The 25562-nt window shown below is 43.5% G+C and carries 24 protein-coding genes; 9 read left to right on the top strand and 15 right to left on the bottom strand.

Translation table 11 applies throughout. The features are described 5' to 3' along the window. Positions 1–96 precede the first annotated feature (96 nt). From alaS to HY064_09025, 6 genes are all read left to right on the top strand, one after another. Complete coding sequence (gene alaS, locus HY064_09000; protein ID MBI3510790.1) at positions 97–2712, top strand: alanine--tRNA ligase; 2616 nt, start codon at positions 97–99, stop codon at positions 2710–2712. A gap of 45 nt (positions 2713–2757) precedes the next feature. Beyond that, on the top strand, positions 2758–3963 hold the full coding sequence (pcaF, locus tag HY064_09005) for a 3-oxoadipyl-CoA thiolase (GenBank protein MBI3510791.1): 1206 nt from the start codon (positions 2758–2760) through the stop codon (positions 3961–3963). Between the two features lie 126 nt (positions 3964–4089). Beyond that, a complete protein-coding gene (locus tag HY064_09010; GenBank protein ID MBI3510792.1) occupies positions 4090–5172 on the top strand; it encodes a gliding motility-associated C-terminal domain-containing protein in 1083 nt (360 codons plus the stop codon). A gap of 63 nt (positions 5173–5235) precedes the next feature. Continuing rightward, positions 5236–5829: a transferase hexapeptide repeat family protein gene (locus HY064_09015; protein MBI3510793.1), complete on the top strand. Its 594-nt coding sequence runs from the start codon at positions 5236–5238 to the stop codon at positions 5827–5829. 60 nt (positions 5830–5889) lie between these two features. Then, positions 5890–6231, top strand: a complete 342-nt coding sequence (locus tag HY064_09020; protein ID MBI3510794.1) for a DUF2304 domain-containing protein — start codon at positions 5890–5892, stop codon at positions 6229–6231. Beyond that, a complete protein-coding gene (locus HY064_09025; GenBank protein ID MBI3510795.1) occupies positions 6228–6620 on the top strand; it encodes a hypothetical protein in 393 nt (130 codons plus the stop codon). Before HY064_09020 ends, HY064_09025 begins: the two co-directional genes overlap by 4 nt. Positions 6621–6865: 245 nt before the next feature. Here HY064_09025 and HY064_09030 read toward each other — a convergent pair whose 3' ends face one another. From HY064_09030 to HY064_09075, 10 genes are all read right to left on the bottom strand, one after another. Further along, positions 6866–7567, bottom strand: a complete 702-nt coding sequence (locus tag HY064_09030) for a DUF2490 domain-containing protein (protein ID MBI3510796.1) — start codon at positions 7565–7567, stop codon at positions 6866–6868. A gap of 69 nt (positions 7568–7636) precedes the next feature. Continuing rightward, positions 7637–10747 carry an efflux RND transporter permease subunit gene (locus HY064_09035; protein MBI3510797.1) on the bottom strand — a complete coding sequence of 1037 codons (3111 nt, stop codon included), beginning with the start codon at positions 10745–10747 and terminating at the stop codon, positions 7637–7639. A 15-nt stretch (positions 10748–10762) separates the two neighbouring features. Next, positions 10763–11860 (bottom strand): efflux RND transporter periplasmic adaptor subunit, encoded by a 1098-nt coding sequence (locus HY064_09040; protein ID MBI3510798.1) that lies wholly within the window; start codon positions 11858–11860, stop codon positions 10763–10765. Positions 11861–11875: 15 nt separating this feature from the next. Continuing rightward, positions 11876–13201 carry a TolC family protein gene (locus tag HY064_09045; protein MBI3510799.1) on the bottom strand — a complete coding sequence of 442 codons (1326 nt, stop codon included), beginning with the start codon at positions 13199–13201 and terminating at the stop codon, positions 11876–11878. 62 nt (positions 13202–13263) lie between these two features. Then, complete coding sequence (locus tag HY064_09050) at positions 13264–13614, bottom strand: hypothetical protein (GenBank protein ID MBI3510800.1); 351 nt, start codon at positions 13612–13614, stop codon at positions 13264–13266. 59 nt (positions 13615–13673) lie between these two features. Beyond that, on the bottom strand, positions 13674–14615 hold the full coding sequence (locus HY064_09055; protein ID MBI3510801.1) for a S1/P1 Nuclease: 942 nt from the start codon (positions 14613–14615) through the stop codon (positions 13674–13676). Between the two features lie 228 nt (positions 14616–14843). Then, a complete protein-coding gene (locus HY064_09060; GenBank protein ID MBI3510802.1) occupies positions 14844–15569 on the bottom strand; it encodes a 2-phosphosulfolactate phosphatase in 726 nt (241 codons plus the stop codon). A 50-nt stretch (positions 15570–15619) separates the two neighbouring features. Continuing rightward, entirely contained in the window at positions 15620–16747 is a 1128-nt protein-coding gene (gcvT, locus tag HY064_09065) for a glycine cleavage system aminomethyltransferase GcvT (protein ID MBI3510803.1), read from the bottom strand. Between the two features lie 63 nt (positions 16748–16810). Then, the gene (locus HY064_09070) at positions 16811–17899 is read right to left on the bottom strand and encodes a glycosyltransferase family 4 protein (protein ID MBI3510804.1); all 1089 of its coding nucleotides are present in this window, start codon (positions 17897–17899) and stop codon (positions 16811–16813) included. Further along, positions 17896–18798: a class I SAM-dependent methyltransferase gene (locus tag HY064_09075; GenBank protein ID MBI3510805.1), complete on the bottom strand. Its 903-nt coding sequence runs from the start codon at positions 18796–18798 to the stop codon at positions 17896–17898. The genes HY064_09070 and HY064_09075 overlap by 4 nt, the downstream gene beginning before the upstream one ends. A gap of 111 nt (positions 18799–18909) precedes the next feature. On the opposite strand from HY064_09075, the gene HY064_09080 reads away from it, so the two are divergent. Beyond that, positions 18910–20784 carry a polysaccharide biosynthesis protein gene (locus HY064_09080; protein ID MBI3510806.1) on the top strand — a complete coding sequence of 625 codons (1875 nt, stop codon included), beginning with the start codon at positions 18910–18912 and terminating at the stop codon, positions 20782–20784. A 76-nt stretch (positions 20785–20860) separates the two neighbouring features. After that, positions 20861–21274: an acyl-CoA thioesterase gene (locus tag HY064_09085; GenBank protein MBI3510807.1), complete on the top strand. Its 414-nt coding sequence runs from the start codon at positions 20861–20863 to the stop codon at positions 21272–21274. Positions 21275–21369: 95 nt separating this feature from the next. On the opposite strand, the gene HY064_09090 is transcribed toward HY064_09085, so the two are convergent. The 5 genes from HY064_09090 to HY064_09110 form a co-directional block, all read right to left on the bottom strand. Next, a complete protein-coding gene (locus tag HY064_09090) occupies positions 21370–21789 on the bottom strand; it encodes a DUF2147 domain-containing protein (GenBank protein MBI3510808.1) in 420 nt (139 codons plus the stop codon). Positions 21790–21852: 63 nt separating this feature from the next. Next, the gene (locus HY064_09095; GenBank protein ID MBI3510809.1) at positions 21853–22962 is read right to left on the bottom strand and encodes an acyltransferase; all 1110 of its coding nucleotides are present in this window, start codon (positions 22960–22962) and stop codon (positions 21853–21855) included. A 194-nt stretch (positions 22963–23156) separates the two neighbouring features. Continuing rightward, complete coding sequence (locus tag HY064_09100) at positions 23157–23741, bottom strand: tRNA-(ms[2]io[6]A)-hydroxylase (GenBank protein MBI3510810.1); 585 nt, start codon at positions 23739–23741, stop codon at positions 23157–23159. Between the two features lie 164 nt (positions 23742–23905). Continuing rightward, complete coding sequence (locus tag HY064_09105) at positions 23906–24172, bottom strand: hypothetical protein (protein MBI3510811.1); 267 nt, start codon at positions 24170–24172, stop codon at positions 23906–23908. Positions 24173–24305: 133 nt separating this feature from the next. Further along, on the bottom strand, positions 24306–24863 hold the full coding sequence (locus tag HY064_09110; GenBank protein MBI3510812.1) for a C40 family peptidase: 558 nt from the start codon (positions 24861–24863) through the stop codon (positions 24306–24308). Positions 24864–25081: 218 nt separating this feature from the next. On the opposite strand from HY064_09110, the gene HY064_09115 reads away from it, so the two are divergent. Then, the gene (locus HY064_09115) at positions 25082–25417 is read left to right on the top strand and encodes a MerR family transcriptional regulator (protein MBI3510813.1); all 336 of its coding nucleotides are present in this window, start codon (positions 25082–25084) and stop codon (positions 25415–25417) included. Positions 25418–25562 lie beyond the last annotated feature (145 nt).

Below are 25562 nucleotides of genomic sequence, written 5' to 3' on the forward strand. Positions count from 1 at the left end.
CTCCAATGAAATTAACTCGTTTTATCATTTGCATTTTTGCGCTGTAAGTAATTCATTCCGTCATAAAGATTAACTTTGTTGCCACTAAAAATCAGGATGAACGCTAAAGAGATCCGTCGCACTTTTCTTGAATTTTTCCGCTCGAAAGGACATGAAATTGTTCCATCTGCACCCATGGTGATCAAGAATGATCCTACGCTCATGTTCACCAATGCGGGAATGAATCAATTCAAAGAATGGTTCCTCGGAAATTCTCCTGCAAAATTCAAACGCGTTGCCGACACGCAGAAATGTTTGCGCGTTTCCGGAAAGCATAATGATCTCGAAGAAGTAGGTGTCGATACGTATCATCACACGATGTTCGAAATGCTCGGCAACTGGAGCTTTGGAGATTATTTCAAAAAAGAAGCGATCGACTGGAGCTGGGAATTACTCACGGAAGTTTATGAATTGCCCACGGATAGATTATATGCAACTGTTTTCGAAGGGAATTCTGCAGAGAAATTAGCATTCGACCAGGAAGCTTTTGATCAATGGAAAAAATATTTACCGGAAGAAAGAATTCTGCGCGGAAATAAAAAAGATAATTTCTGGGAGATGGGCGATACCGGCCCGTGCGGCCCCTGTTCAGAAATTCATTTTGATTCGCGCAATGAGGAAGAACGGAAAAAAATAAATGGCGCAACATTGGTGAATCATGATCATCCGCAAGTGATCGAGATCTGGAACAATGTGTTTATGGAATTCAATCGCAAGGCCGATGGTTCACTTGAAAAACTTCCCGCGCAGCACGTGGACACGGGCATGGGCTTCGAGCGCCTCGTGCGCGTTATGCAGGGAAAACAATCGAATTATGATACGGATGTTTTTCTTCCGATCATCAATCAAATTGAAAAACTTACTTCAAGAAAATATTCAGGAACAAATTCCAAACAGGATATTGCAATAAGAGTTTTATCCGATCACATTCGCGCAATTTCATTTGCGATTGCGGATGGACAACTTCCTTCGAACACAGGAGCAGGTTATGTGATTCGAAGAATTTTGCGTCGTGCGGTGCGATATTATTATTCTTTTCTCGGAACCAAAGAACCATTGCTCTGCAGATTGGTTGACACGCTTGCAGGTGAAATGGGCGAATTTTTTCCTGAGTTGAATAAGCAAAAAACGCTGATCACTTCGGTGATTGAAGAAGAGGAAAGATCTTTTTTGAGAACGTTGGCGAGTGGAATAAACCGGTTTGAAGATTACACAAAGAAAAATTCCGGAAAAACAATCGATGGTTTTTTTGCATTTGAACTTTTTGACACCTATGGATTTCCTATCGATCTCACTCAACTTCTCGCCCGTGAACTGAAAGTGAGTGTGGATATGGATGGATTCAACAAACATCTGAAAGCGCAGAAAGAACGTTCCCGTTCCGCAACAGCAATTGATACGGACGATTGGGTGGAATTGATCAAAGATGCAAAAACAGAATTCGTCGGATATCAAAAAACAGAAAGCGAATCGAAAATTGTCCGTTACCGAAAAGTAAAAGCAAAAGGAAAAGATTTTTTTCAATTGGTTCTTGACAAAACCCCATTCTATGCTGAAAGCGGCGGACAAGTTGGAGACACCGGTTTTCTTGAATCTGCCAATGAGAAAATCAAGATCACCGATACAAAAAAAGAAAATGGAGTCGTCATTCATTTTGCAGATCGGCTCCCCGAAGATGTGACCAAAATTTTTCATGCGTGCGTGGATGCTGCGAAAAGAAAATTCACCGAGAACAATCACAGTGCGACACATTTGCTTCATGCCGCGTTGAGAAAAATTCTCGGAACGCATGTCGAACAAAAAGGATCGCTCGTCAATGAAGAATATCTCCGTTTCGATTTTTCACATTACCAGAAAGTGAGCGAAGGAGAAATTGCTGAGATCGAACGCGTGGTGAATGAAAAGATCCGTGAAAATATTTCTTCCAGCATTAAAGAAATGCCGATCGATGAAGCTCGTAAGCTCGGCGCAATGGCGTTGTTCGGGGAGAAATACGGCGATGTAGTACGTGTGGTGACATTCGACAAAAACTATTCCATCGAATTGTGCGGCGGAACACACGTGCCTGCAACAGGACAGATCGGGCTGTTCAGGATCACCAGTGAAAGTGCGATCGCTGCCGGTGTTCGCCGGATGGAAGCGATCACTTCTGCAAAAGCAGAACATTTCATTGATGAAAAAATTCAAACGCTGAACGGTATCGCAGAATTGCTGAAGCATCCGAAAGATGTATTGAAAAGTGTACAGCAATTGTTCGAGGAAAAATCTTTTCTTGAAAAACAGGTCGAATTTTTTCTTCGTGAAAAAGCAAAAGGAATAAAATCGGAACTCATTGCTAAAGTTGAGAAAGTGAATGGCGTTAATTTCATTGCAGCAAAAATTGAATTGAATTCTGCAGATGCCATCAAGGATCTTGCTTACGGCATTGATGAAAAAGTAGAAAATTTATTTTTAGTGCTCGGCGCCGAAATAAATGAAAAAGCATCGCTCACCATCATGATTTCGAAAAACCTCGTGAAAGAAAAAAATCTTGATGCAGGAAAAATTATCCGCGAACTCGCCAAAGAAATCCAGGGCGGCGGAGGCGGACAACCTTTCTTTGCGACGAGTGGAGGAAGTAATGTTGGTGGAATTCCGAAAGCATTGGAGAAAGCAAGAACATTTGTGCAATAAATCATTCAGTGAAAATCAGCGCAATCAGCGGCAAAATTCTCTTTTATGAAACCAGCATATCTCATCAACGGCGTCCGTACTCCCATCGGAAATTTCGGCGGAACACTTTCCACCATTCGTCCTGACGACATGGCCGCGTTTGTCATTGGAGAATTGATGAAAAAAAATCCTTCCGTTGATCCGGCAATGATCGGTGATGTCATTCTCGGCTGTGCGAACCAGGCCGGCGAAGACAATCGAAACGTAGCACGTATGGCTCTTCTTCTTGCCGGACTTCCCAATTCTGTTCCCGGTGAAACGGTGAATCGTCTTTGTGCGTCCGGACTTTCTGCAGCGATCTCGGGTGCGCGCGCCATCGCATGCGGAGATGCTGAACTTATTATTGCGGGCGGAGTTGAAAATATGACGCGTGGCCCGTGGGTGATCTCGAAAACTTCCACTCCATTCGGAAGAGATGCGCAACTATTCGATTCAAGTTTCGGATGGCGTTTCATTAATCCGAAAATGAAAGAAAAATACGGAACCGATTCGATGGGAGAAACGGCAGAGAATCTTGCGGGAAGAGATAAAGTTTCAAGAGAAGACCAGGATAAATTTTCAGCGTGGTCACAGCAAAAAGCTGCGGCAGCAATTACAAGCGGCAGGTTTAAAAAAGAAATAATTCCTGTTTCCATTCCTCAGAAAAAAGGGGATGCAATTATTTTTGACAAAGATGAATTTGGAAAACCATCCACCACACCCGAAGGACTTTCGAAACTAAAACCTTCATTTAAAAAAGACGGAACGGTAACAGCGGGAAATTCATCCGGGCTGAATGACGGCGCCGCAGCATTATTGCTTGCATCGGAAGACGCTGTGAAAAAAAATAATTTAAAACCATTGGCAAGAATTGTTTCGATGGGCGTGATCGGTGTAGAGCCGCGCATAATGGGAATTGGCCCGGTAGAAGCAAGCAACATTGCGCTGAAAAAAGCCGGATTGAAATGGAATGATATCGACATCATAGAACTCAACGAAGCTTTCGCAGCGCAGTCGCTTGCGTGCACGCGCTCGTGGGGACTCGCAGATAATGACGCACGCGTGAATCCGAATGGTGGCGCTATCGCACTCGGGCATCCGCTTGGAATGAGTGGTGCACGTATCCTGAATTCTGCAGCGATAGAATTGCAGGAAAAAAATAAAAAATATGCACTCGTCACTATGTGCATTGGTGTTGGGCAGGGATATGCTGTAGTGATTGAAAGAGCTTGAATTTCGGAAAACGTGTTGCTCTAAAGATAAATTTGCTGTGCTGCGAAGAATATTAATTCGCAAATCCATTTTACATTTCCTATCTTTAGTAAGTTTCATAACAAAAAATATCCCCACCCCGCGATCATGAACTTTAATAAAATATTTCTTTCGCTTATTCCCGCATTGTTCCTGCAACAATTTCTCACCGCGCAGGTTCTTTGTGTAGAATGTTTCCGGCAGAATGATTCCATCAGCGACAATGTGACGAACATGATCATCAATGGAGGATTCGAGCAAAGTACGTGTAGTTCCGGCTCCTATTACTGTCCGCAATCATCAGGATATACATGCGATATCGCCAACTGGACCTGCACCGGAGGTGGTACTTCGACGTATGCAGCATTGTATGATAATTCTATAATGGCTGTTGTGCAGGGAACTTATTCCTGTTACATGGGAAATTATTTCTGCAACGCATGTTCGGCAACTGCAGGTGATACTTCCTGCATCGCATATACTTCCTGTGCTGCAAGCGGAATTCCTTCCGGTTATCCGAACAACACGGCAGCTTACGGTGGAGCCACTGGCGTTAGTTTATCCCAGACTGTAAATAATCTTGTTATCGGAGATTGTTACGTACTCGAATTCTGGACCGGCGGAGAAGATTTTTTTACGAATCGCGGAATTTTTGCCGTGGATCTTGGTTATGGAAATATTTTATTTCCGTGTTACCCAACTGATCCCTCTGTTGCATTTGTTGGTTCGCGATATGTTGTTCAATTCCGCGCAACGGCAGCTTCACAAACTGTAAAGTTCACTAACTGGGGTCACATCTGTGGCTCGTGTACAGAGGTGGTGCTTGATGATGTAAAACTTTATCCCATGTCGCAACTGGATAGTTCAGTCACTGCATGCGATTCATCGTGTTTAACCATCATTCCACCACCACCACCACCACCTGTTATCTGTGATGCAAGCACGGTGATCATTCCGAATATTTTTACGCCGAACGGCGATGGAGTGAATGACAGTCTTGTGATCAATTCAAAGTGTGAAATAAAACTGACGATCTATGATCGCTGGGGAATGAAACTTTATTCCACTTCCGGCGAACATGTTTCGTGGGACGGCAAGTATAAAAATTCTCCGGTCACTGATGGTGTTTACTATTACATTGCAGAGATCGATGGAAAACAGCGGAACGGATTCCTTCACATTATCCGATGAGCAACAGAAAGCTATCGTTGAAAGTATTTCCCGTTTTCAATTCACAATTTGTATTTTCGGTACATGATCTATGAATTCAATGGTTATCGCCCGGTAGTTCACGAATCTTCTTTCGTTCATCCGCAGGCAGTCGTTACAGGAAATGTGATCATCGGAAAAAATGTTTACATCGGCCCCGGTGCAGCTTTGCGTGGCGACTGGGGAGAAATTATTATTGAAGACGGTTGCAACGTGCAGGAGAATTGCACGATCCACATGTTTCCGGGAACAACTGTTTTGCTGAAAGAAGGAGCGCACATCGGGCACGGCGCGATCATTCACGGCGCGACGATCGGAAAAAATTGTCTCGTGGGAATGAATGCTGTGTTGCTCGATAACGTGGTGCTCGGCGACGAATGTATTGTGGGTGCGCTTGCACTCGTGGCTTCCGATGCTGAATTTCCGAATCGAAAACTCATTGTAGGAAATCCTGCTTCTGCGATCAAAGATGTTTCGGAAAAAATGATTGCGTGGAAAACAAGAGGAACTGAATTGTACCAGCAGCTTCCGGCAGAATGTAAAGCAATGCTCCGGGAATGTAAACCGCTTAATGAAATACCGAAGGATCGTCCGAAGCAGCAGGATATTTATAAAACGTGGAGCGAGAATAAAAAATGAATCCGGAGTTCCAATCGGCAATTTGACATTGGCAATTCCATATAACTTTGTTACTGACAAATGGAACGCATCCAGATCATAGCCATTGCAGCAAGTGTTTGTTTTCTTGCATTCATTGCGAGTCTCATCATTCGCGGAAAATTACGCGAAGAATATGCGATCATCTGGATCATCTGTTCCGTACTGCTCATTGCATTTTCATTCTGGAGAAAAGGGCTCGACGTGGTGGCGCATCTTGTTGGTGTTTTCGATCCGCCGAATCTTATTTTCACCGGTGCGCTCTTCGCCGTTTTCATTTACCTGTTGCATCTCTCTGTTGTGGTTTCCAAGCTCCAGGAACAGAACAAAACATTGGCACAGGATATTGCATTGATGAAAGAGAAATTAAAAAAATCAGAATGAATTCTTCCCCCGAAAAAGAAGCGGAAGTGATCGGGAAATATCTGCTGGGAGGAAAAATGCCAAACGCCCAATCCATTTTTCTTTACACTGATGCAATGAAGAAAAAAAATATTGTAGCGGAAGGAAAAGATGAACGGCTAATGAATTTTATGCTCGATTTCCGATGGACCGCCGGAATGATCGACAGTGCGCTTGCATTCGGAAAAAGAAGATCGGCGGTGAGAAAAAAAATAATGGTGATGTCGGCCATTCTTGAAACACAGCCGGAATATGCCGGCCTGTTCCTCCCGAAGAAAAGATCATGGATTTACAATATTTATATTTTCTGGGTAGGATTCCGTGCGGTGATGAAAATTATTTTCGGAAAAATTCTCATCGCCTTCATCTGAATTCAATCACACTTCATCATTCATTTCACTTTGCCATTCTCAGGGTAGAGATCGGTAGTCAGGAAAAAAATATTACCACTGATTGCGCAGATTTTCACAGATTTACTATTTGAAAGACGGCCTGCTGCTTCCCCGCCTGTACTTCGTTTCGTCGGGCAAGCTTCTTCTTTATATACTTTATGGAAAAAACACCGGCGATGGTCCTAAACCTGTCAGAAAATTTCCATCGCCGGTTCACAACTGTACTAAAGCGTAAAACCATAACCTAAACCCAGTACATAATTGTGATTTGCATTGTTAACATTCGTGTGCTGCTCCACGAGGTAATAGAGTTCAAATTCATTCCGCTTGTCGAGATGATAATAGATCCCGGCAAAATAACGCATGCGGTTGAAATGAGGCGTTGCATCCGGTTGCGGCGTATTCATGTGCCAGTAATATTCTTCCGCAAGATAGGCCGACCAGTAAAAATTAAGATCATAGCGCAACGTCACTTTATTTCTCAGGTACCAGTCCGGTACTCCTCCATTCGTGCTTGTATAAAGATCTTTCACTTGTCCCATGAGCATCTGCCGGTCATGCACGTGGATCGGCCCTACTTTAAATGAATAATTTACCGCGAAATAATATTGATGCCTGTTGCTCCACAGTTCCGTCATACTTTTTTGCTGCAGCTTCCGGATGTAAACATAATCGAGTAAAAAACTGAAATGCGTTTTCGGTATTTTATATTCCACACCGAAATCCTCGAAGTAATAGGTCAATCGTGTCATATTATTCGTGATCCTTCCTTCGTGACTGAAACGGGCGGTAAAATTCCGCTGTAACTTATGTTCTGCATTGATGTTTTCCCATAATTGAGCGTCATTGGCAAATGGTTTTTCATCCGCTTGTGCAAGCGCACGCGACGTGAAGAACAAACATAAAAGCGGAAAAAATATTTTCACCCCGCTAATGTGTTCACAGAATTTTTTCGGGCAGTTAATCATCGGGCAGATTTTATTTTATTAAGTGCTTTATAATCCAAGCTCAGAATGTTTGCGCTTGTAAGCTTTCTCAAAAATAATAGGAAGAACGAGAAGTGTCAAAATAGTTGCACTTACAAGACCACCAATAATGACAATTGCCAGCGGTTTTTGCGTTTCAGAACCAATGCCTGTGGAAATAGCCGCGGGAAATAACCCGATAGCGGCCATCATTGCAGTCATCACCACCGGGCGCACACGCGAAGCAACGCCTGCAGTGATCGCATCTTTGAGCGACATTTTCTCCGAAAGATTTTTCTTGAACACAGAAATAAGTATGACGCCATTCTGCACACAAACACCGAAGAGCGCAATGAACCCGATGCCTGCAGAGATCCCGAAGATCGTATTGGTGATGAGCAGCGCCATGATCCCGCCAATGAGCGAAAAAGGAACCGTAATGATAACGATCACTGCATCTTTAATATTCGCAAATGCAATGAAGAGAATGACGAAAATAATGATGAGCGATATCGGCACAACCTGTCCCAATCTTTTTGTAGCGCGCACCTGGTTCTCATATTCACCCGCCCATTCGAGATGATAACCTTCCGGCAATAATGGTTTTATTTTTTTGTCAATGGAATCCTGCGCTTCCTTGATCGCACTGCCAAGGTCTCTGTCGCGCACTGTAAATTTTACTCCGCCAAACCGCGTGTTGTTGTCGCGGCTGATGCGTATGTCGCCAATACGTTTCTCGATATTTGCGATCGCTTTCAGCGGAATTTTATTTCCGTTGATTGTAGGTACGAGCAGGTTCCCGATGTCTTCTTCGTTCGTGCGGAATTCGGGTTTGTAACGCAAGCGAATATCAAAATGTTTATCGTCATCATAAAGTTGTGTCGCAGCTTTTCCTCCGATCGCCATTTCAATTACGGTCTGGCAATCTCCGGTACTCACACCGTATGCTTTCATTCTTGCTTTATCCGTAGAGATCGTTAACTCCGGCTGACCGATGGTTTTCAATAATCCGACGTCATCAATTCCGCGCACACTGTTCATGATCGGGATGATCTGCCGGCCGAGTGAATCGATCATTTTCAGATTGGGCCCATAAACTTTAACAGCAATATCTGCATTCATTCCTGCCACTGCTTCATGAACATTGTCGATGATCGGTTGCGAATAGTTGAAGATGACGCCTGGAATCTGTCTCAGTTTTTTATCCATTTCGTCAATGAGATCGTCTTGCGAGATCTGGCGCGTCCATTCTTCTTTCGGTTTCAGATTCACCTGGCACTGGATGCTGTAAAATCCATCGGGATCTGTTCCGTCAGCGGGCCTTCCTGTTTGTGATAATACGCCATCCACTTCAGGAAACTGCATGAGTATGTGCCGCATTTTATCGGCGATCTTTCTCGACTCCGTAATGTTCACGCTCAATGGCAAACTCGATTCAACCCACAAAGCACCTTCATTCAACTCCGGTAAAAATTCTGTGCCGAGAAATCTAAAAGAATAAATACTGACAGCAAGAATTGAAAAAGCAAGGACAAGACTGAGATTTTTTCTCCTGAATGCGGCCTCGAACATTTTAATGAAAACACGTGTGACGAAATTCGTGAATGGATTTTTCTTTTCCCTCACATTTTTCTTCAGCAGGATGCTCGTCATCACGGGCACGAGCGTGAGCGTGAAGATGAGCGCACCCAGCAGCGCAAACCCGAGCGTGAACGCGAGCGGCGAAAACATTTTTCCTTCCACTTTCTGAAAAGAAAAAATCGGGATGAGCGCTGTAAGAATAATGATCTTTGAAAACAGGATGGCGCGGCCCATTTCTGCTCCTGTTTTTTTGATCATCCCGAGCTTCGCTAATTTGTTGAAGACAACCATCCCCCTCTCGTGGGCTTTGTGGTCTAATGCCACAAAGACTCCTTCAACCATTACCACTGCCCCGTCGATAATGATGCCGAAGTCTATTGCACCCATCGAGAGGAGGTTGGCTGTCATGCCCATAAGGCGTAAACAAATGAAAGCGAAAAGCAAAGCCATGGGAACGATCATTGCAACAGTTACCGTCGTTCGCCAATCGGCCATGAAAATAAAAACCACTAATGTGACGAGAATAATTCCTTCGAAAAGATTGTGAAGCACCGTGTGTGTGCAGAAACCAATGAGCCGGTCGCGATCATAGAACGGAACTATCTTCACATCAGCAGGAAGAAGTCCGTTGTTGAGTTTCTCGATTTTGTCTTTTAAATTGTGCAGGAACTCTCCGGGATTTTCTCCTTTGCGCATGATCACCACTCCTTCCACCACATCGGTGTCGTGATCGAGTGCAACTGATCCAAGGCGTGGAAGTGCCGATTCAATAACAGTTGCAACATTTTTTACAAGTATGGGCGTACCATTTTCGCTTTTGATAATAATATCTTCAATATCATTTTTATTTTTCAGCAAACCGAGTCCACGCACCACGAAGGCCTGTTCATTCTGTTCAATGATATCGCCACCCACATTGATATTACTTTTTCCAACTGCGTCGTAAACATCAAGCGGTGCGAGATCATATTTCGTGAGCAAATGTGGGTCAACTTGTATCTCGTAAGTTTTTATATCGCCGCCAAACGTAACGATATCTGCAACGCCGGAAACCTGGCGAAGCGTACGATCGATCTGCCAGTTCTGGATTGTAGTGAGATCTTTTATTGTGCGTTGTTTGCTTTGAACGGTGTAACGGAAAACTTCTCCGGTAGGCCCACCGGGAGGAAGAACTTCCGGTTTTATTTCATCAGGCAGATCCACATCGTGAATAAGATTGTTCACTTGCTGCCGCGCAAATGGATCGTCGATGCCGTCATCGAAAATGATGATCACGTCAGAAAGTCCGTACATAGAAATGGAACGCACGATCGTTTTCTTCTGCACAGAATTCATCGCGATCTCGATGGGGATCGTTACGAATTTTTCGATTTCGGTGCAGCTTCTTCCGGGCCACAGTGTAATGATCTCGATCTGTGTATTGGTCACATCTGGAAAAGCTTCGACCGGTGTATTGAAATAACTGATCACACCGATCACAGCGGTCAACACAGTAATGAAAAGAATAAAAAGTTTATTCTTCAGCGAAAAAGCAATAATGCTTTTCATGAAATTATTCATACCTGCTGATCTTTTTTAATTCGTATTGTTAGCGGCGAGCAAACTTCCTTCGGTGATCACTATATCACCATTCTGCAAACCGCTTTTGATAAATGTTTTTTTTCCGGCGTTCGCTCCTGTAACAACCAGTCTTTTTTCAAAAAGATTTGTTGTTTTTCTCACCATCACATACGTCTTGTTATTATCGAACAAAACGGATGAGGAAGGAACAGCGATCACCACTTCAGGAGTGCCTATATGTACTTTCACCACTGCGAACATTCCTGGTTTTAAAAGTGCATCAGGATTATCCATTTCTATCCGGATCTTCATCGTTTTAGTATCCGGATCAAGAAGATTTCCGACGAGTCCTATTTTACCTTTGAAAATTTTTCCTTCGTATGCCAGTGTGGTCACCTCCACTTCATCGCCCACATTTATTTTTGCAAGATCACTTTCGTAAACATCAGCAAGAACCCAAACAGTGTTGAGCGATGATACGGTGAAAATATTTGTTCCGTTGTCGGAACGAATCTCCATTTCTTCATTCACATTTTTTTCCACCACGTATCCATCGATAGGCGCATACACATTATAAAGTCCGTCGGCATTCGAAGTGCTGGCGCCGTAAACAGCAAGCGCCTGGAGCAACCTGTTCGATTCGGATTGCGTTCTTGAATATTCATTTTTAGAAGCAAGCAATTGTGTTTCTGAATTCACATTGGTATTGTAAAGTTCCTGCGCGATGTCGAGATTCTTTTTTGCAACGGCCTGGTTGTTGAGCGCAACAGAATACTGGCTCTGCAGATCGCTGATGTCGGTACTGCGAATGGTAGCAAGCAACTGTCCTTTGCGAACCTGATCGCCGAGCGAAACATTCACACGAATTACATTTCCGCCAACGAGCGGGTAAACTTTTCCCACTTTACTTTCATCGAAAGAAATTTTTCCGGTGAGCGTGAGATCTTCATCCGCCTTGACTGTTTTAGCAGTATCGGTGGCAATGTTATGGAGCTGCGCATTGGAGAGCGAAATGATCCCCGGTGGATTGCTTACTGTAGTTTCTTCATTCTTTTTCGGTTCACACGAAACAAGAAGAACTAAAGTGGCAGCGATGAAACAATGTGTTCTCATTTTCATTTTTGTTTTTCAACGGATGACCGTTGTTCCTGTGACGTAATTCAATTGTTGGGCAGCACGGAAATAATCTGAATCAAGCGTGATCAATCCACGCCGTGCTTCTTCGTAAGTTCTCACCTGGTCAAGAAACTCGATGAGACTGATGGTTCTTTGAGAATAATTACTGACTGCGTTTTTAAATAGCAGATCGATGTCGGCAGAATAACTTCCCGGATCTTTTCCATGCGCGGATATCACGCCCGGTTGCGCATTCACACTGTCGCGCACTTCGCGTATGCGAACGAATTGCCCGTATGCCGACACCACTTCTGATTGCGCATTAAGTTGCTGAAGCGAATCGTCGTACTCGGATTGTACCAATGCAAATCCTGCTGCGCGAATATTTCCCTGGTTACGATTGAAGATCGGAATATCCATTCCTGCATTCACCGTCCATAACTTATTCACATAACTGCTGCGGCGGTCATACTCTGTTCCCATCACCAGATCAGGAACACCCTGCGAGCGTTGCAATTTCAGGTTGCGTTCATTCCACATTACATCTGCTGCTGCCAACTGAACATCGGGACGTTTCATCGAACTCTGAATGAGTGAATCGAGCACCGGAATATTTCCCGCAGGCATTGGAACCTCATCAATCTTCAGCCACGGATTTCCATGATAGCCGAGCAACACACGCAATTGCGCTTCCATTTCTTCAATGAAATTCAGGTTGGCTAATTTATCGCTGATCGTAGATTGTTTTTCTGCTTTTAACCGAATGACATCGTTGCCTGCAGCAGCGCCGAGTTTCAATTCCTGTTGTGCTGCCGCGATCACCTGGTCGAGTGCGCCGAGTTCCTCAGTAAAAACAAGATCGGTTTGCTGCGCTTCGTAAAGATCAGCGAGGTCACTGTACAATTCGAATTTGAGCGCGCGCGCAAGATCATCGAAAGCAAGTTGATTTCGTTGCACATCAATTTCAGCAAGACGTACTGCGTTGATGTGTTTTCCTGCAATGGAAAAAAGCTGGTGAATTTGCACATCAACCTGGCCTGATGAAGGATTATTATCGAGCCACGTTCCTGATGTAGGATCATATAAGGACTGTGTGTAAACAATATTCGGATTGTACCATGCTTTCGCCTGCGTCACTTCCGATTTCGCAATGTCAATATTATAACGTGCAGAAATCAGCATGAGACTCTGGCTCACGAGGCGCTGCTCCGCAACAGTAACATCAAGCAAAACTGTATCGGTCTGGCCTGAATTTGCGTAACTGAAATCGATTGCGCTGGTACGTGCAGAAAAAATTTCCGGGAGCAACAGCGCCATCATTAATAGAAGGCGATTCATGGATGTAAAAAAGATTGATGAATGTTCGGGACAGCGTAACTTTTGTTACGAAAAACACATCATCAGATCCGGAAGACCCGGAGTTTGGAGAGAAAATTATCGCGCCGTACTGAGATGACAGCGGGAGTGAAAAAAAGCGCGGAAGAAAAAAGTATCAGAGTAAAAGCGAAAAGAACGATCGCAGCGGGAAGAAGGCGAAGAAGTGTTTCAGAAAAATCATCTCCGTCGTTGTCCTCTGCATAGATCGCATCATCATCATCGGTCGCATCGGAAGTTACCTGGTCATCGGAAGCGGGCTGAATAATAGAAGAGTGAAATCTTTTGTCGAGCACATTTTGCTTATGCAGAAAAATACCACCGCACGTAATGAGCGTGATCACAAAAAGCAGCGCATATTTTCTGAACGTTTTCAAGCGAAACAAAAGTAATATACAATCTGAAAGAAATAACGCAACTTATAGAAATTTAACAGCTAATCGTCGTGCCCTTTGGGTTTCAATTTTCCGTTTTTCCATAGGTATTCTTCTGCTTCCTGCGCCTTTTTGGTGGAATCAGTCACGTCTTTGTCTTCGAGTTTATCAAGATCAGGTTGCCCGGCATTTACCCATGCCGTGTACCACAAACTTCCAAGCATTAGAATGGATGATCTCATTTTTCTTTCGACCATTCCGTTCAACGCATTGCTGTACGCCGTGGTATATTCGACAGAATAAGTTCTCACCGTAGTATTTCCTTTATTTTCGAAAGAATATTTCCTGTCGGCGGGGATCGTTGCATTCAACTGCGCTTCAATTTTCAGAACAGAATCCACTTCCTCATGACTTGTTTTTACAGATTCCCATGCCCTGTTGATCGGTGATTCCACATATTGCGCGCGCCCGACAAAAAAATCATAATCACCACCGAGTAATTCCGGAACGCGCGATTCCCAGAATGCATGAATGCCCACCTGGTTCGTGAGTTGCCCGTTATAATTTTCAGTGGTGTGCAGCGGAACATTTGAATCAGCAACGTAATGTCCGAGTTCGGCAGAAATCCGGAGGATCTTGTCCACGTCTCCATCACGGAATGCCTGCGTCAAACGATAAGTCATCACATCGATCCACCACGGAACAATTCCATAGGCGTTGAGCGTGTCTTCTGAATATTTCGCCACCGCATTTTTCCAGAATTTCGGAACACTGTCGAAACAATGCGGACCATAATGATCGATGTCGATGTAATGACGCGGCGCTTCTTCCGCAACAGAATAACGGCGCATGTCGGGATCTACAGCGTGATCAGTGATGTACTCAATATGTTTTTTGTAAAACCCGAACATCTCCGGCGGGAGTGTGAATACCGCCATACGGTTTATTTTTTTGTGGCCGTAAAATCCCCACGACTCCGCTTGCTGCGACGGGGCAAAAAACATCACAAAAAAAACGGCGATGAAAAGAGGAAATATTTTTTTCAGAATTTTTCGCATGAACCAGTTTTACGAAATACTAATTGATACGAAACTACGAAATGCGGATTAATTCTAAACTTAAGATTCGGAAATACGTTTAGAAACTGTTTAAGATACCTTTTCCGTTCATTTCGTATTGAGTAACTTTTAGTAGAGTTTTCGTCCCGATAGCTATCGGGATTCCTACTCCTATCACATTCTCACCAGCGCTCCATTTTCCAGTACAGGGATCACCGTTGTAAGATCAGGTTGGAGACAGTAACGCACATCATCTTTCAGATTCAGGCGATGCAGGCGCTCTTTATGCGAAGCGCGCACAAGAAACATACGCTGATCTTTTTCGGAAATTCTATACAGATGCTGCAGCGCAAGCCCCGCATCACCGAGTTTGAAATCAGGATTTCTTTTTACAAGCGCAGCGGTCATTGCGCCGGCGAAAAGAGAATCTTCGAGATTGAATTTATTTTTCCAGCCCGAACAGAGCAGTAACACATTTCTCTTTTGCGAAACGAGCCAGTCTGCAAGTGCAGAGATATTGGTGAATGCACCGATCACCACTTTGTAAGCATCTTTCGCCGCTTCTATCGCCTGGGTTCCGTTGGTTGTAGTAAGCGCAATTGTTTTTCCGGAAATATTCTCGCCCATATAATCGAAAGGAGAATTACCGAAATCAAATCCATCTACTTTCACCGCATTCCGTTCTGCTCCGGCGAGAATTCCTTTTTCTTTCCAGACGCGCGCTTCATCGACTGTTGCAACCGGGATTATTTTTTCGGCGCCATAATGAAAAGCAGTGCAGATGGCAGAAGTAGCGCGCAGCACATCTATGATCACCACTATACTTTCAGCATCCCTGTAAACAGGATATAAAAAAGGAGAGAAACAGGCGTCGACCTTTAGATCGGGAGAATCGGTCATGAATTAATATTTCATTGGAGGATCGCGAAAAAATCTTCGCGTTCCTTCGACTATTTTTTATAGAAAGGCAATTTCACGATCTGCGCTTTCAGGTTTTTATCGCGAACGCGGACAAAAATTTCATTTCCTGTTTTCGCCAGTTCTGTTTTCACATACCCCATTCCAATACCTTTCTGCAAAGAAGGAGATTGTGTTCCCGAAGTGACTTTACCTATTTTGTTTCCGTTTGCATCCACGATCTCATAATCATGACGCGGAATGCCACGCTCAATCATTTCGAATGCAATAAGTTTTCTTGAAACTCCTTTTTCTTTTTGCTCGAGCAATATTTTTTTGTCGGTGAATTCTTTGTTGAATTTGGTTACCCAACCCAAACCTGCTTCGATAGGTGAAGTGGTATCGTCAATATCATTTCCGTAAAGACAGAATCCCATTTCAAGACGGAGTGTATCGCGTGCACCGAGTCCGATGGGTTTGATCCCGAATTCTTCTCCTGCTTTGAAAATTTTATCCCAGATGTCATTCGCAATTTCATTGTCAAAATAAATTTCGAATCCACCGGCACCTGTGTAACCTGTATTGGAAACAAGAATATTATCGTGCCCGGCAAATTTTCCCTGCCCGCCTTCGGCGTTCGGGCGGGCCTTTTTGAAATGGTAATAGGGAATTTCAGAAAGATTAATGTCAGTAAGTTTCTGCAGCGTTTTCATTGCATCAGGACCCTGCACCGCGAGAAGAGAAGTGCGTTCCGAAATATTTTTCATTTCCACACCGAAAGAATTATGATCACTGATCCAGTTCCAGTCTTTCTCAATATTGGAAGCATTCACCACGAGCAAATAAGTTTTTTCGTCGAGACGATAAACGAGCAGATCATCTACAATTCCACCTTTGCCGTTGGGAAGACAGGAATACTGCACACGGCCGTCATACAATTGAGCAGCGTCATTACTCGTAACACTCTGGATAAGATCGAGCGCTTTTTCTCCTTTGAGAATGAATTCTCCCATGTGAGAAACATCGAACACGCCGACCGAATTCCTGACTGCAAGATGTTCTTCATTCAAACCGGAATAAGAAACCGGCATGTTATATCCCGCGAAGGGAACCATTTTTGCGCCGAGAGAAATGTGTTTAGAGGCGAGCGCTGTGTTGCGGAGTGCAGTGGTTGTTTCCATTTTTTTTCTATTCAGCAAATATAGAGTAAGAAGCAGCAAATTTTACGTAGTGATAAGGCGGATTCATCGCAAAAGTTCACAGAAATAATTAACATATTTTTCTTTCCACGCATTCACCGAGTAACGATCCTCCACTGTTTTCGCCGCCTTCTCTCCCATTTTCCGTCTTAGATCTTCCGATGAAATGAGTTTTTCGATTTTCTCCAGCCACTCGTCGCCCGTGCGTGCGAGAAAACCATTTTCACCGTCATTGATAATTTCTACATTCACTCCCACCGCCGACATGATCGCAGGAATTCCCAGCGCCATATAAGTAAGTCCTTTCAATCCGCATTTTCCTTTTGTCCATTCGTTATCGGGCAAAGGCATAATGCCGATGTCGATCTCCGCCAATTCATTCACTTCCGATTTCGCATTCCACGCAATTCCTTTTATTCCGAGTTCTTCATTACGGTAAGTGGGATCGCCGATGACTTTGAATCCAACGTGATCTCCATATTTTTCTTTCAGCTTTTTCAGGAAAGGAACTGCGAACTCGAAATGTTTGATCGTGGTGATGCTTCCGCTCCAGCCAATGATTATTTTTTCATTGTTGTTATGATGCTTCACCGGTTGAAATTTTGAAGTGTCAACAGTCGTCGGAATTACAACCACGTTAGGATTTGTTTTTTTTGCGAAGGCAGCAAGATATTCGTTACCGGCAAAAACAAGATCGCTCATACCAATGATGTCGCCGGTTTTCTCCGGGTTCTTCAGCCAGCTGAAAATGCGGTTCGCTTCAGAAACATCCAAGTGCCAGATCGCATCATCGAAGTCGAAAATTATTTTTGCGCCTGAATCGCTGAACATTTTTTCAAAACGGGTAGAGCCGGTCATGAGTGCTTCACGGAAAATGAAAATGATACTGAAATTTTTTGCTCGTGCTGCATCTTTTTTCCTTTTTCTCACGGAACGCAACTGGATGAGCGCTTTCTTAAAATATTTTCCCCGCGCGTAAAGAATTTTATCTGCCTCTTCGTCCACGATATAAGAGATCTCGCATTCGAAGCCGGCATTTTCCAGGGGAGCGAGATACTGCTCAAAACGGAACCGCTGTCCCGGTGCGCGATCGGGACGATGAGATGCAATGAAAAGTATTTTTTTCTTTTTCATTTTTCAGCGATGACGTGCCAATAAGGGGCGTGATCAGAAAAAACAATATTCTTCATTCCTGTTTTAAGGATCATTTGTTCAATTTCTTTTTTTGAAAATCTTTTTTCCAATGGCGTTCCGAAACGGTCAAGCGAATCATTGCGAATGATGCGCATTGATTTATCAGTGTAATAGGACAACGGGATTTTTTTCCAGAATTTTTTTTCAGGGTAAAAGAAACGAAACATTCTTGCAAGCAGAACGAAGGGCATGTAAACAAGAAAGGCAATAAGATCACAGAAAAAGAATTTCATTCCTGTTGGCATGGAAGAAATTATTCTCCTGAAAAAAGAGGAGATGTGAAAAAGTATGCGGAAAAGAATTCCGCGGTTGTCGAGCGCATAATAAATGTACAGGAGCAGGTGTCCTCCCGGCTTTACCATTTCTGCTGCTTCGTTTATCGCTCCTGCGGTATCCGGAAGATGATGCACCACACCCAGACTCATCACGAGATCGAATGAGTTTTTTTCGAAAGGAATATCACCGAAGCCGGCCTGCGTGATGCGGATATTTTTATTTTCAGAAGTGAATTGCTTTGCAGCAAACACTGCATCCCCCGGATCTATCGCTTCTACAAATTTCACTTCAGGAGAAATATATTTCGACCATCTTCCCGAACCGCAACCAATATCAAGAATGATCTTTTCTTTGCCGAGCAACTTTTTTTTCACAATATCAAAATACTGATCGCCGGCAATTTTCAGTTCTTCATTGCTGAATGAAGAGAAACGATTCCATTCTTCTCCGAATGATCGTACTGTTCTCCGGTCTGCATTCATCATGGACTCCGCAACAAACGAAGCGATCTTCATTTCTCCATTTCCAACCCAGCGGAGCGGTTCCTTCTTATAAGCGATCATCAGGGGAATATTGCGCAGATGTAAATATAAGAAACAAGCGAAGGATGTGAGATGGTGCAGTGGCGCGCTTCCAAAACATTATCCGGTTTCAAAACTGTAACTTTACGATCCATGGCAAAACTCAACGAAGGATATACTCCGCGCTGGATCATTCTCACGATCGATCTTTCGATGGTAGCTGTTTGCATTTTCATTGCGTACCTGCTTCGTTTCGATTTCGCCATTCCGCCCGACCAGGTAGCTACACTTCCAAAAGTTTTTTCTTTTATTCTTGGCGTACGGCTCATTTCTTTTCTCGTTGCGCGCATACCGTGGGCCATCGTGCGCTACATGAGCCAGCGCGATGCGATACGCATACTGATAGCGCTCGCTTCCGGATCTGCATTTTTTTTCATTGCCAACCAGGTGAGCGTTCGTTTCATCAGTGACACGTATGTTGTTCCGCATACGATCATTGTGATTGAATTTCTTGCCACTACTTTTTCAATGGTGAGTTCGAGAATTATTTACAAAGTGATGCGAACGGAAATGAAAGATCCTTCGCGTGAAAAAAGAAGTGTGCTCATTTTCGGCGCGGGCGAATCGGGACTCATTACCAAGCGTACACTCGATCGTGATGCCGGAACAAAATATAAAGTACTTGCTTTCATTGACGATGACAAAGCGAAACATGGAAGAAAATTAGAAGGCGTAACGATCATGAGTCCCGATAAACTTCCGGAGTTGCTGAAGAAAAATGATATTGCGCACGTGATCATTTCCGTGCAGCAGATCTCGCCGGTTCGCAAACAGGAAGTGGTGGATCTTTGTCTTGCGAATAATGCACGTGTGCTGAATGTTCCTCCGGTGAGTACATGGATCAATGGTGAATTGAGTTTCCGCCAGATCCGTAAAGTGCGTATCGAAGAATTGCTCGAACGCGATCCGATAAAACTTGACGAAGAAAATATAAATGCGCAGTTGAAAGGAAAAAATATTCTCGTGACCGGAGCAGCAGGTTCCATTGGCAGTGAACTCGCCCGACAGATCGCAAAATTCTCCCCGGGAAAGCTGATCCTGCTCGACAATGCAGAATCGCCGCTGCATGAACTGGAGCTGGAAATGAAAGATGCTGAGCTGGAAAACAAAACGGAAGTGGTAATCGGCGATGTGCGCAATAAAGAGCGGATGGAAAATGTTTTCCGCACTTTCAAACCGGAAATTGTTTTTCACGCGGCCGCGTATAAGCACGTGCCCATGATGGAAAATAATCCGTCGGAATCCATTCTTACCAACGTGCTCGGAACAAAAACGGTAGCTGATCTCGCTGTAGAATTTCACGCAAAAAAATTCGTGCTGGTTTCTACCGACAAAGCAGTCAACCCGACGAACGTGATGGGCGCATCGAAACGTATTGCAGAAATTTATGTGCAGTCGCTCAACAATCACATTTCAGGAACACGATTCATTACGACGCGCTTCGGAAATGTACTCGGATCGCAGGGATCTGTTATTCCGCGATTCCGCCAGCAAATTGAGAACGGCGGACCCGTTACGATCACTGATCCCGATATCACACGTTATTTCATGACCATTCCTGAAGCGTGCCGTCTCGTTCTCGAAGCAGGATGTATGGGCAAAGGCGGAGAAATTTTCATTTTCGATATGGGAAAATCGGTGAAGATCATCGACCTCGCAAAAAAAATGATCCAGCTTTCGGGATTAACACTCGGAAAAGATATCGAGATTGCGGTGAGCGGACTGAGGCCGGGAGAAAAACTTTACGAAGAATTGCTGAACAATAAAGAGAATACATTGCCCACGCATCATGAAAAAATAATGATCGCCAAAGTGCGGGCGTATGAATTTGATGAAATGGAAAAAAATGTCGGCGAACTGATCGCATTATTTCATTCGCAGAATAATCTTGACATCGTCGGGAAGATGAAACAAATGGTGCCGGAATACAAGAGTAATAATTCGGTGTATGAAAAACTGGATCGGTGAGTACGGAGAGCTGAGAGCTAAGAACTGAGATCTGAGAACTAAGAACTAAGAGCTTAGAACTGAAAACTTTTATTTCATGACACACATCACACCTATACAGATCCGTTTCAAAGACATCGATGCGCTCGGGCACGTGAACAACGCCAATCATTTCACTTATTTTGAAACTGCGCGGATAAAATTTTTCAACGACCTTATCGGAGAAGAAATTGACTGGAGAAAAGCGGGAATGATCCTCGCCAGCACTTCCATCAATTACCGGAAACCAATCCTGATCACGGATGAGATCTTTGTTCTTACAGAATTTGTAAAAGCAGGAAGAACAAGTTTCGAACTTGCTTACCGCATCGTGAAAAAAATAAATGAAAAAGAAGTGTTGCTCGCCGACGGAACATCGGTGATGGTGTGCTTCAGTTACGAAATGAAGAAAGCTGTGGAAATTCCTGAGAACTGGAAAAAGAAAATGGAAACAGCGGGTAGAAAGCAGTAGCGGCAGTTGTCAGTTGTCAGCGACAGTAAAAGATCTGTGATCAGTATATCCGTGTTGATCCGTAATCCATACCCCGCGCAGTGGCATGTGCGTGGTCACTGAGTTTCCGTATCACGTGTCCAGATGTCCGTTCTTCCGAAGAGAGAGAATCCGAGATAACCGCGCAGTTCCATTGTATTTTTATCCTGCAGCGTGCACGTAAGCGAATAATTATTTCCTGATTTCGGATCGTAAACAATTCCACCGCTCCAGTTCTGGTCATCGGCATCCCAGGTAAGATATTTCAGGATCAACAGCCCCATTACAGGACGCGTTTTCAAAGCGTCATCAGGATTGTGTTTATCTAATTTCGGTTTTCCTGTTTCAGGATCGATCGGCGTTTTGAGCCATTGAATGGAGCCGAAATATTTTCCGCTAGCTGCATAGATTTTAATCTTGGCATCTTTCTCCTGGTTGTACCACATCCCGGTGATATCGTCCTGCACATAAGAGACGGAATTCATTCCGATCATCATGATGAAAATTACGAGAGCGCGTGTCATATTATTTTTTTTTGAGTTTATTTTTTCAGAACGAAATTACATTAATTGTGCTTTTGCCGCCCTGCGAGCCCTTACTTTTTCAACCGGCCTTACTACACCGAAATACAGCAGCACGGCGGCCGCTATAGAACACAATGCAGTTACTATGCCAAACCAGTTCATTTGCGCGGAATGTTCGGGCGTAAAAAAATATCTTCTCCACATGAACATGATGACATGATGACAAACATAGATTGGAAAAGAAAGTTCACCAATGAAACGATCGATGCTAAAACTTTTTGAATAAATAAAAATGAACGGAAGCAAAATAAGGAAGAGCGAATAAAAATACCAGCAGCGTTTTTCAAGCGGGATGAAACTGAAATGCGGGTAATAAATGATGCAGAATAAAATAATGAGCCAGCCGGCGAACCCGATGCCGGAACTGATTTTTTTTTCTTTCAGCAAAACGCTTGCTTTGTATGCAAGACTACCTGCCAGAAAAAAAGCGATCTCATTCGGGAAAAAGCGATACGTCCACGGATCATAATTGAGATTCTTTGCATAAAGAAAATAGCGCAGTGTAAGAGCAGCCAACACCAGTAAAAATTGCAAGAACCATTTTGTACGCACGAGAAACGGTGCAAATAAATAAAAAGAAAATTCAATTCCTACCGACCATATCTGCGGTATCAGAAGATATTGCCCCGACAACGGATTCGAATTGTAGGGCGTTGTTGTGAATGCGAGTGTCCCGGTTTCCTTTTTTACGCCGGTAAATAACAGCCAATCGCTGCCGAAGAGAAAAATATTTGCGAGGATCATGAGGATGATGGAGCTCCATGCAAGATGGCTCCATTGCGAAGTCCAGTACCACAGGTAAAAAGAATCGTTGTAAAATATTTTTCCGAGAATGCAAACGGCGAGCACCAGCAGCAAACAGGCCCAGTACAATGGAAAGATCCGGAGAAAACGATTCGTGATGAAAAGACGGTATGACCCTGTCCGGTATTTTTCATTCAGGATCATCGCCATGTAAAATCCGGAGATGATGTAGAATGTTTCCACCGAAACCATTCCACCGGTCATGTAATTATCATGCTTACCGATCCCGTAAGAATGATACAAAACAACAGCAAGAGCTAATAAAGTGCGGATGACTCCCATTTTACTAATTAATAATGTGCTAATGAATAATGCATAATGAATAATGCATAATGAATAATGCATAATGAATAATGCATAATGAGTGAATTACTTCTGAAAAGGTGACAGTTTTTTTACCAGCAGGAAATCTTAATCTATACTGCCACTCAATTATTCATTAGCACATTATTAATTATGCATTATCACATTATTCATTAACCGTGAATGCGTTCCGATTTTCCATAACTGGCAATAACTTTTGCTTCGTAGTCAAGAAATTCTTTCCAGCGTTTATCAACGTCCACTCCGTCGCCGTATTTTTTTGCAAATGAAATGAACGTAGTGTAATGCCCGGCTTCGCTCACCATGAGATCGTAATAAAATTTTGCGAGTGTTTTGTCTTTTATATTTTCGGAAAGTACACGAAACCGTTCACAGCTCCTGGCTTCGATCATTGCGGAGAAAAGTAATTTATCGACGAGAATTTCGTGGTAAGAACGGCCGGCAACTTTTGTGAATTTCAGAAGTTCATTCACATAATCATCTTTGCGTTCGTTCCCGAGTTTTTCCCCGCGCGCGAGTATGAGCGCATGTACTTGCGAAAAATGTTCGAGTTCTTCGCGTGCAATTTTTACCATTTCTGCAACGAGATCGGGATACACCGGGTAATGTACGATGAGTGAGATCGCATTCGAAGCTGCTTTCTGTTCGCAGTAAGCATGATCCGTAAGAATCTCACCGATGTTGCTTTCTACAATATTCACCCAGTGGGGATCGGTTGGAAGCCGGAGTCCGAGCATGCACAAAGTTAAGGGCATCTCTAATAACTTCGAACTGCTGCGTTGGGCTACGTCCTCAAAATCCTCATTTACGAATAGTAAATTCCGGTTTTTCGGGCTTGCCCGCCTTGCATTTCTGTGTTTTTAGAGATGCCCTTAATGAAGGAAAATAGAGTACACCGCATTCACATTTCGCGATCCATTACCGGCAACTCTTTTTCCATCCGGTGCATTACTGTTTCAGAAATACCGGAATAGCGATACGAAAGATTTTTTCTGCATTCGCTCCGCAGCAATTCCATATCGCCATCGTGTGTGCCTGTGAAATGTTTTAGATTCTTGTTTACGAATTTCCCATACTCAAATTCCACATTGCATTCTTCAAGAATTCTTTCCGTGTTGAAAATAATTTCCGGTACATCGCAGATCTGTTCCGCCCTGTAGAATTCCACTTTACTGTCCTATCTTGAATTTGTATGGATTTTATTTGTTGCCTATATGCAGGGCTTAATTCATTGAACATTTCAATGGGTTTGTCACTTCTGCTGCCTTCCAACCAAAAAATTTCAAATCTCGAATTTCAAATCAGAAGTCGAGCCGCCTCGCCATGATAAATCTATCCCTGTAATATTTCATCTTGTCATATTCATCAATCACCACACCGCGGTCAGTAGCATGAATAAGTTTAATGTGTCCGTCATTATTTTCAATCACAAGTGAAACGTGGCCTACTTTCGGATTCTTTGAATTTCTTCCTTTGAAAAACATCAGATCGCCGGGACGCACATCAGCAATGTTGATCTTTTTTCCGAGTGTGCTCAATCCTGCAGAAGAGCAGGGAATATTCACGCCGTATTTTTTATAGCAATAAGAAACAAAATGAGAGCAGTCGAAAGATTTATTTTGTCCGTTGCTTCCGTATTTGTAATGATAGCCGACAAAATTTTTCGAATAAGCGATCACGCTGTCCACGAGTACGAGGCGGTTCATGGAATCATCTTCCATTTTGCAGGCGAGATTTCTTGCAGTAGAATCTGTAACACCGGCTGTATCATTCACAGGAGAGTGAACGTACGCAACAGATTTTTTTGTTCCCGCAATGAAGGAGAACAGAAAAATGAAGAGTGCAGCGAGGATTCTCATTGAAGGCGCGAAGGTATTAAAAGCAGGCGTTGACAGAGGTAAAATGTGAATGAAATATGGTAAAAGTTCATAAAATTGGTTGTGAGTTATGAGTTTTGGGTAATGTGTCATTGGTATTTGGGTATGCAGACTTGTCTTTTGCAGTTGCTTTCCTATCTTCACTTAGCAAATTCAGAAAAAAAATTCTCTAAACTCCGCTCTCCTCACTCCTGACTACAATGCCCTACCGTGAACGCGACATAGAAAAATTATACTACAGCATCGGCGAAGTTTCGAAGATGTTCAACGTGAATGCGTCACTCATCCGTTTCTGGGAAAAAGAATTCGATCTCATTCGCCCGAAGAAAAATACAAAGGGAGACCGCATGTTCACGAAAACCGATCTTGAAAATCTGCGCGCTATTTATCATCTCGTGAAAGAACGCGGCTATACGCTGCAGGGCGCGAATGAAAAACTCAAAGGAGGCAAAGATGAAACGTTCAATGCCGTGGAAATGGTGAAATCACTTGAGGAAGTGAAGAGTTTTTTATTGGAGATCAAGAAAGAATTGTAGGGTTTTACACTTTACATTTTGGATTATTGATTTTTCAGGAGCGCAACTTCCGCTCATTTAATTTTCTCCTGTCCGGCTGTGGCGCATTACACGCCCGCTCTTGTCCTCGACTCGCGCTCGGACTGACAAGCGGCCGGGGTAAAAG

The organism is Bacteroidota bacterium, from assembly GCA_016194975.1.
Taxonomy (GTDB): domain Bacteria; phylum Bacteroidota; class Bacteroidia; order Palsa-965; family Palsa-965.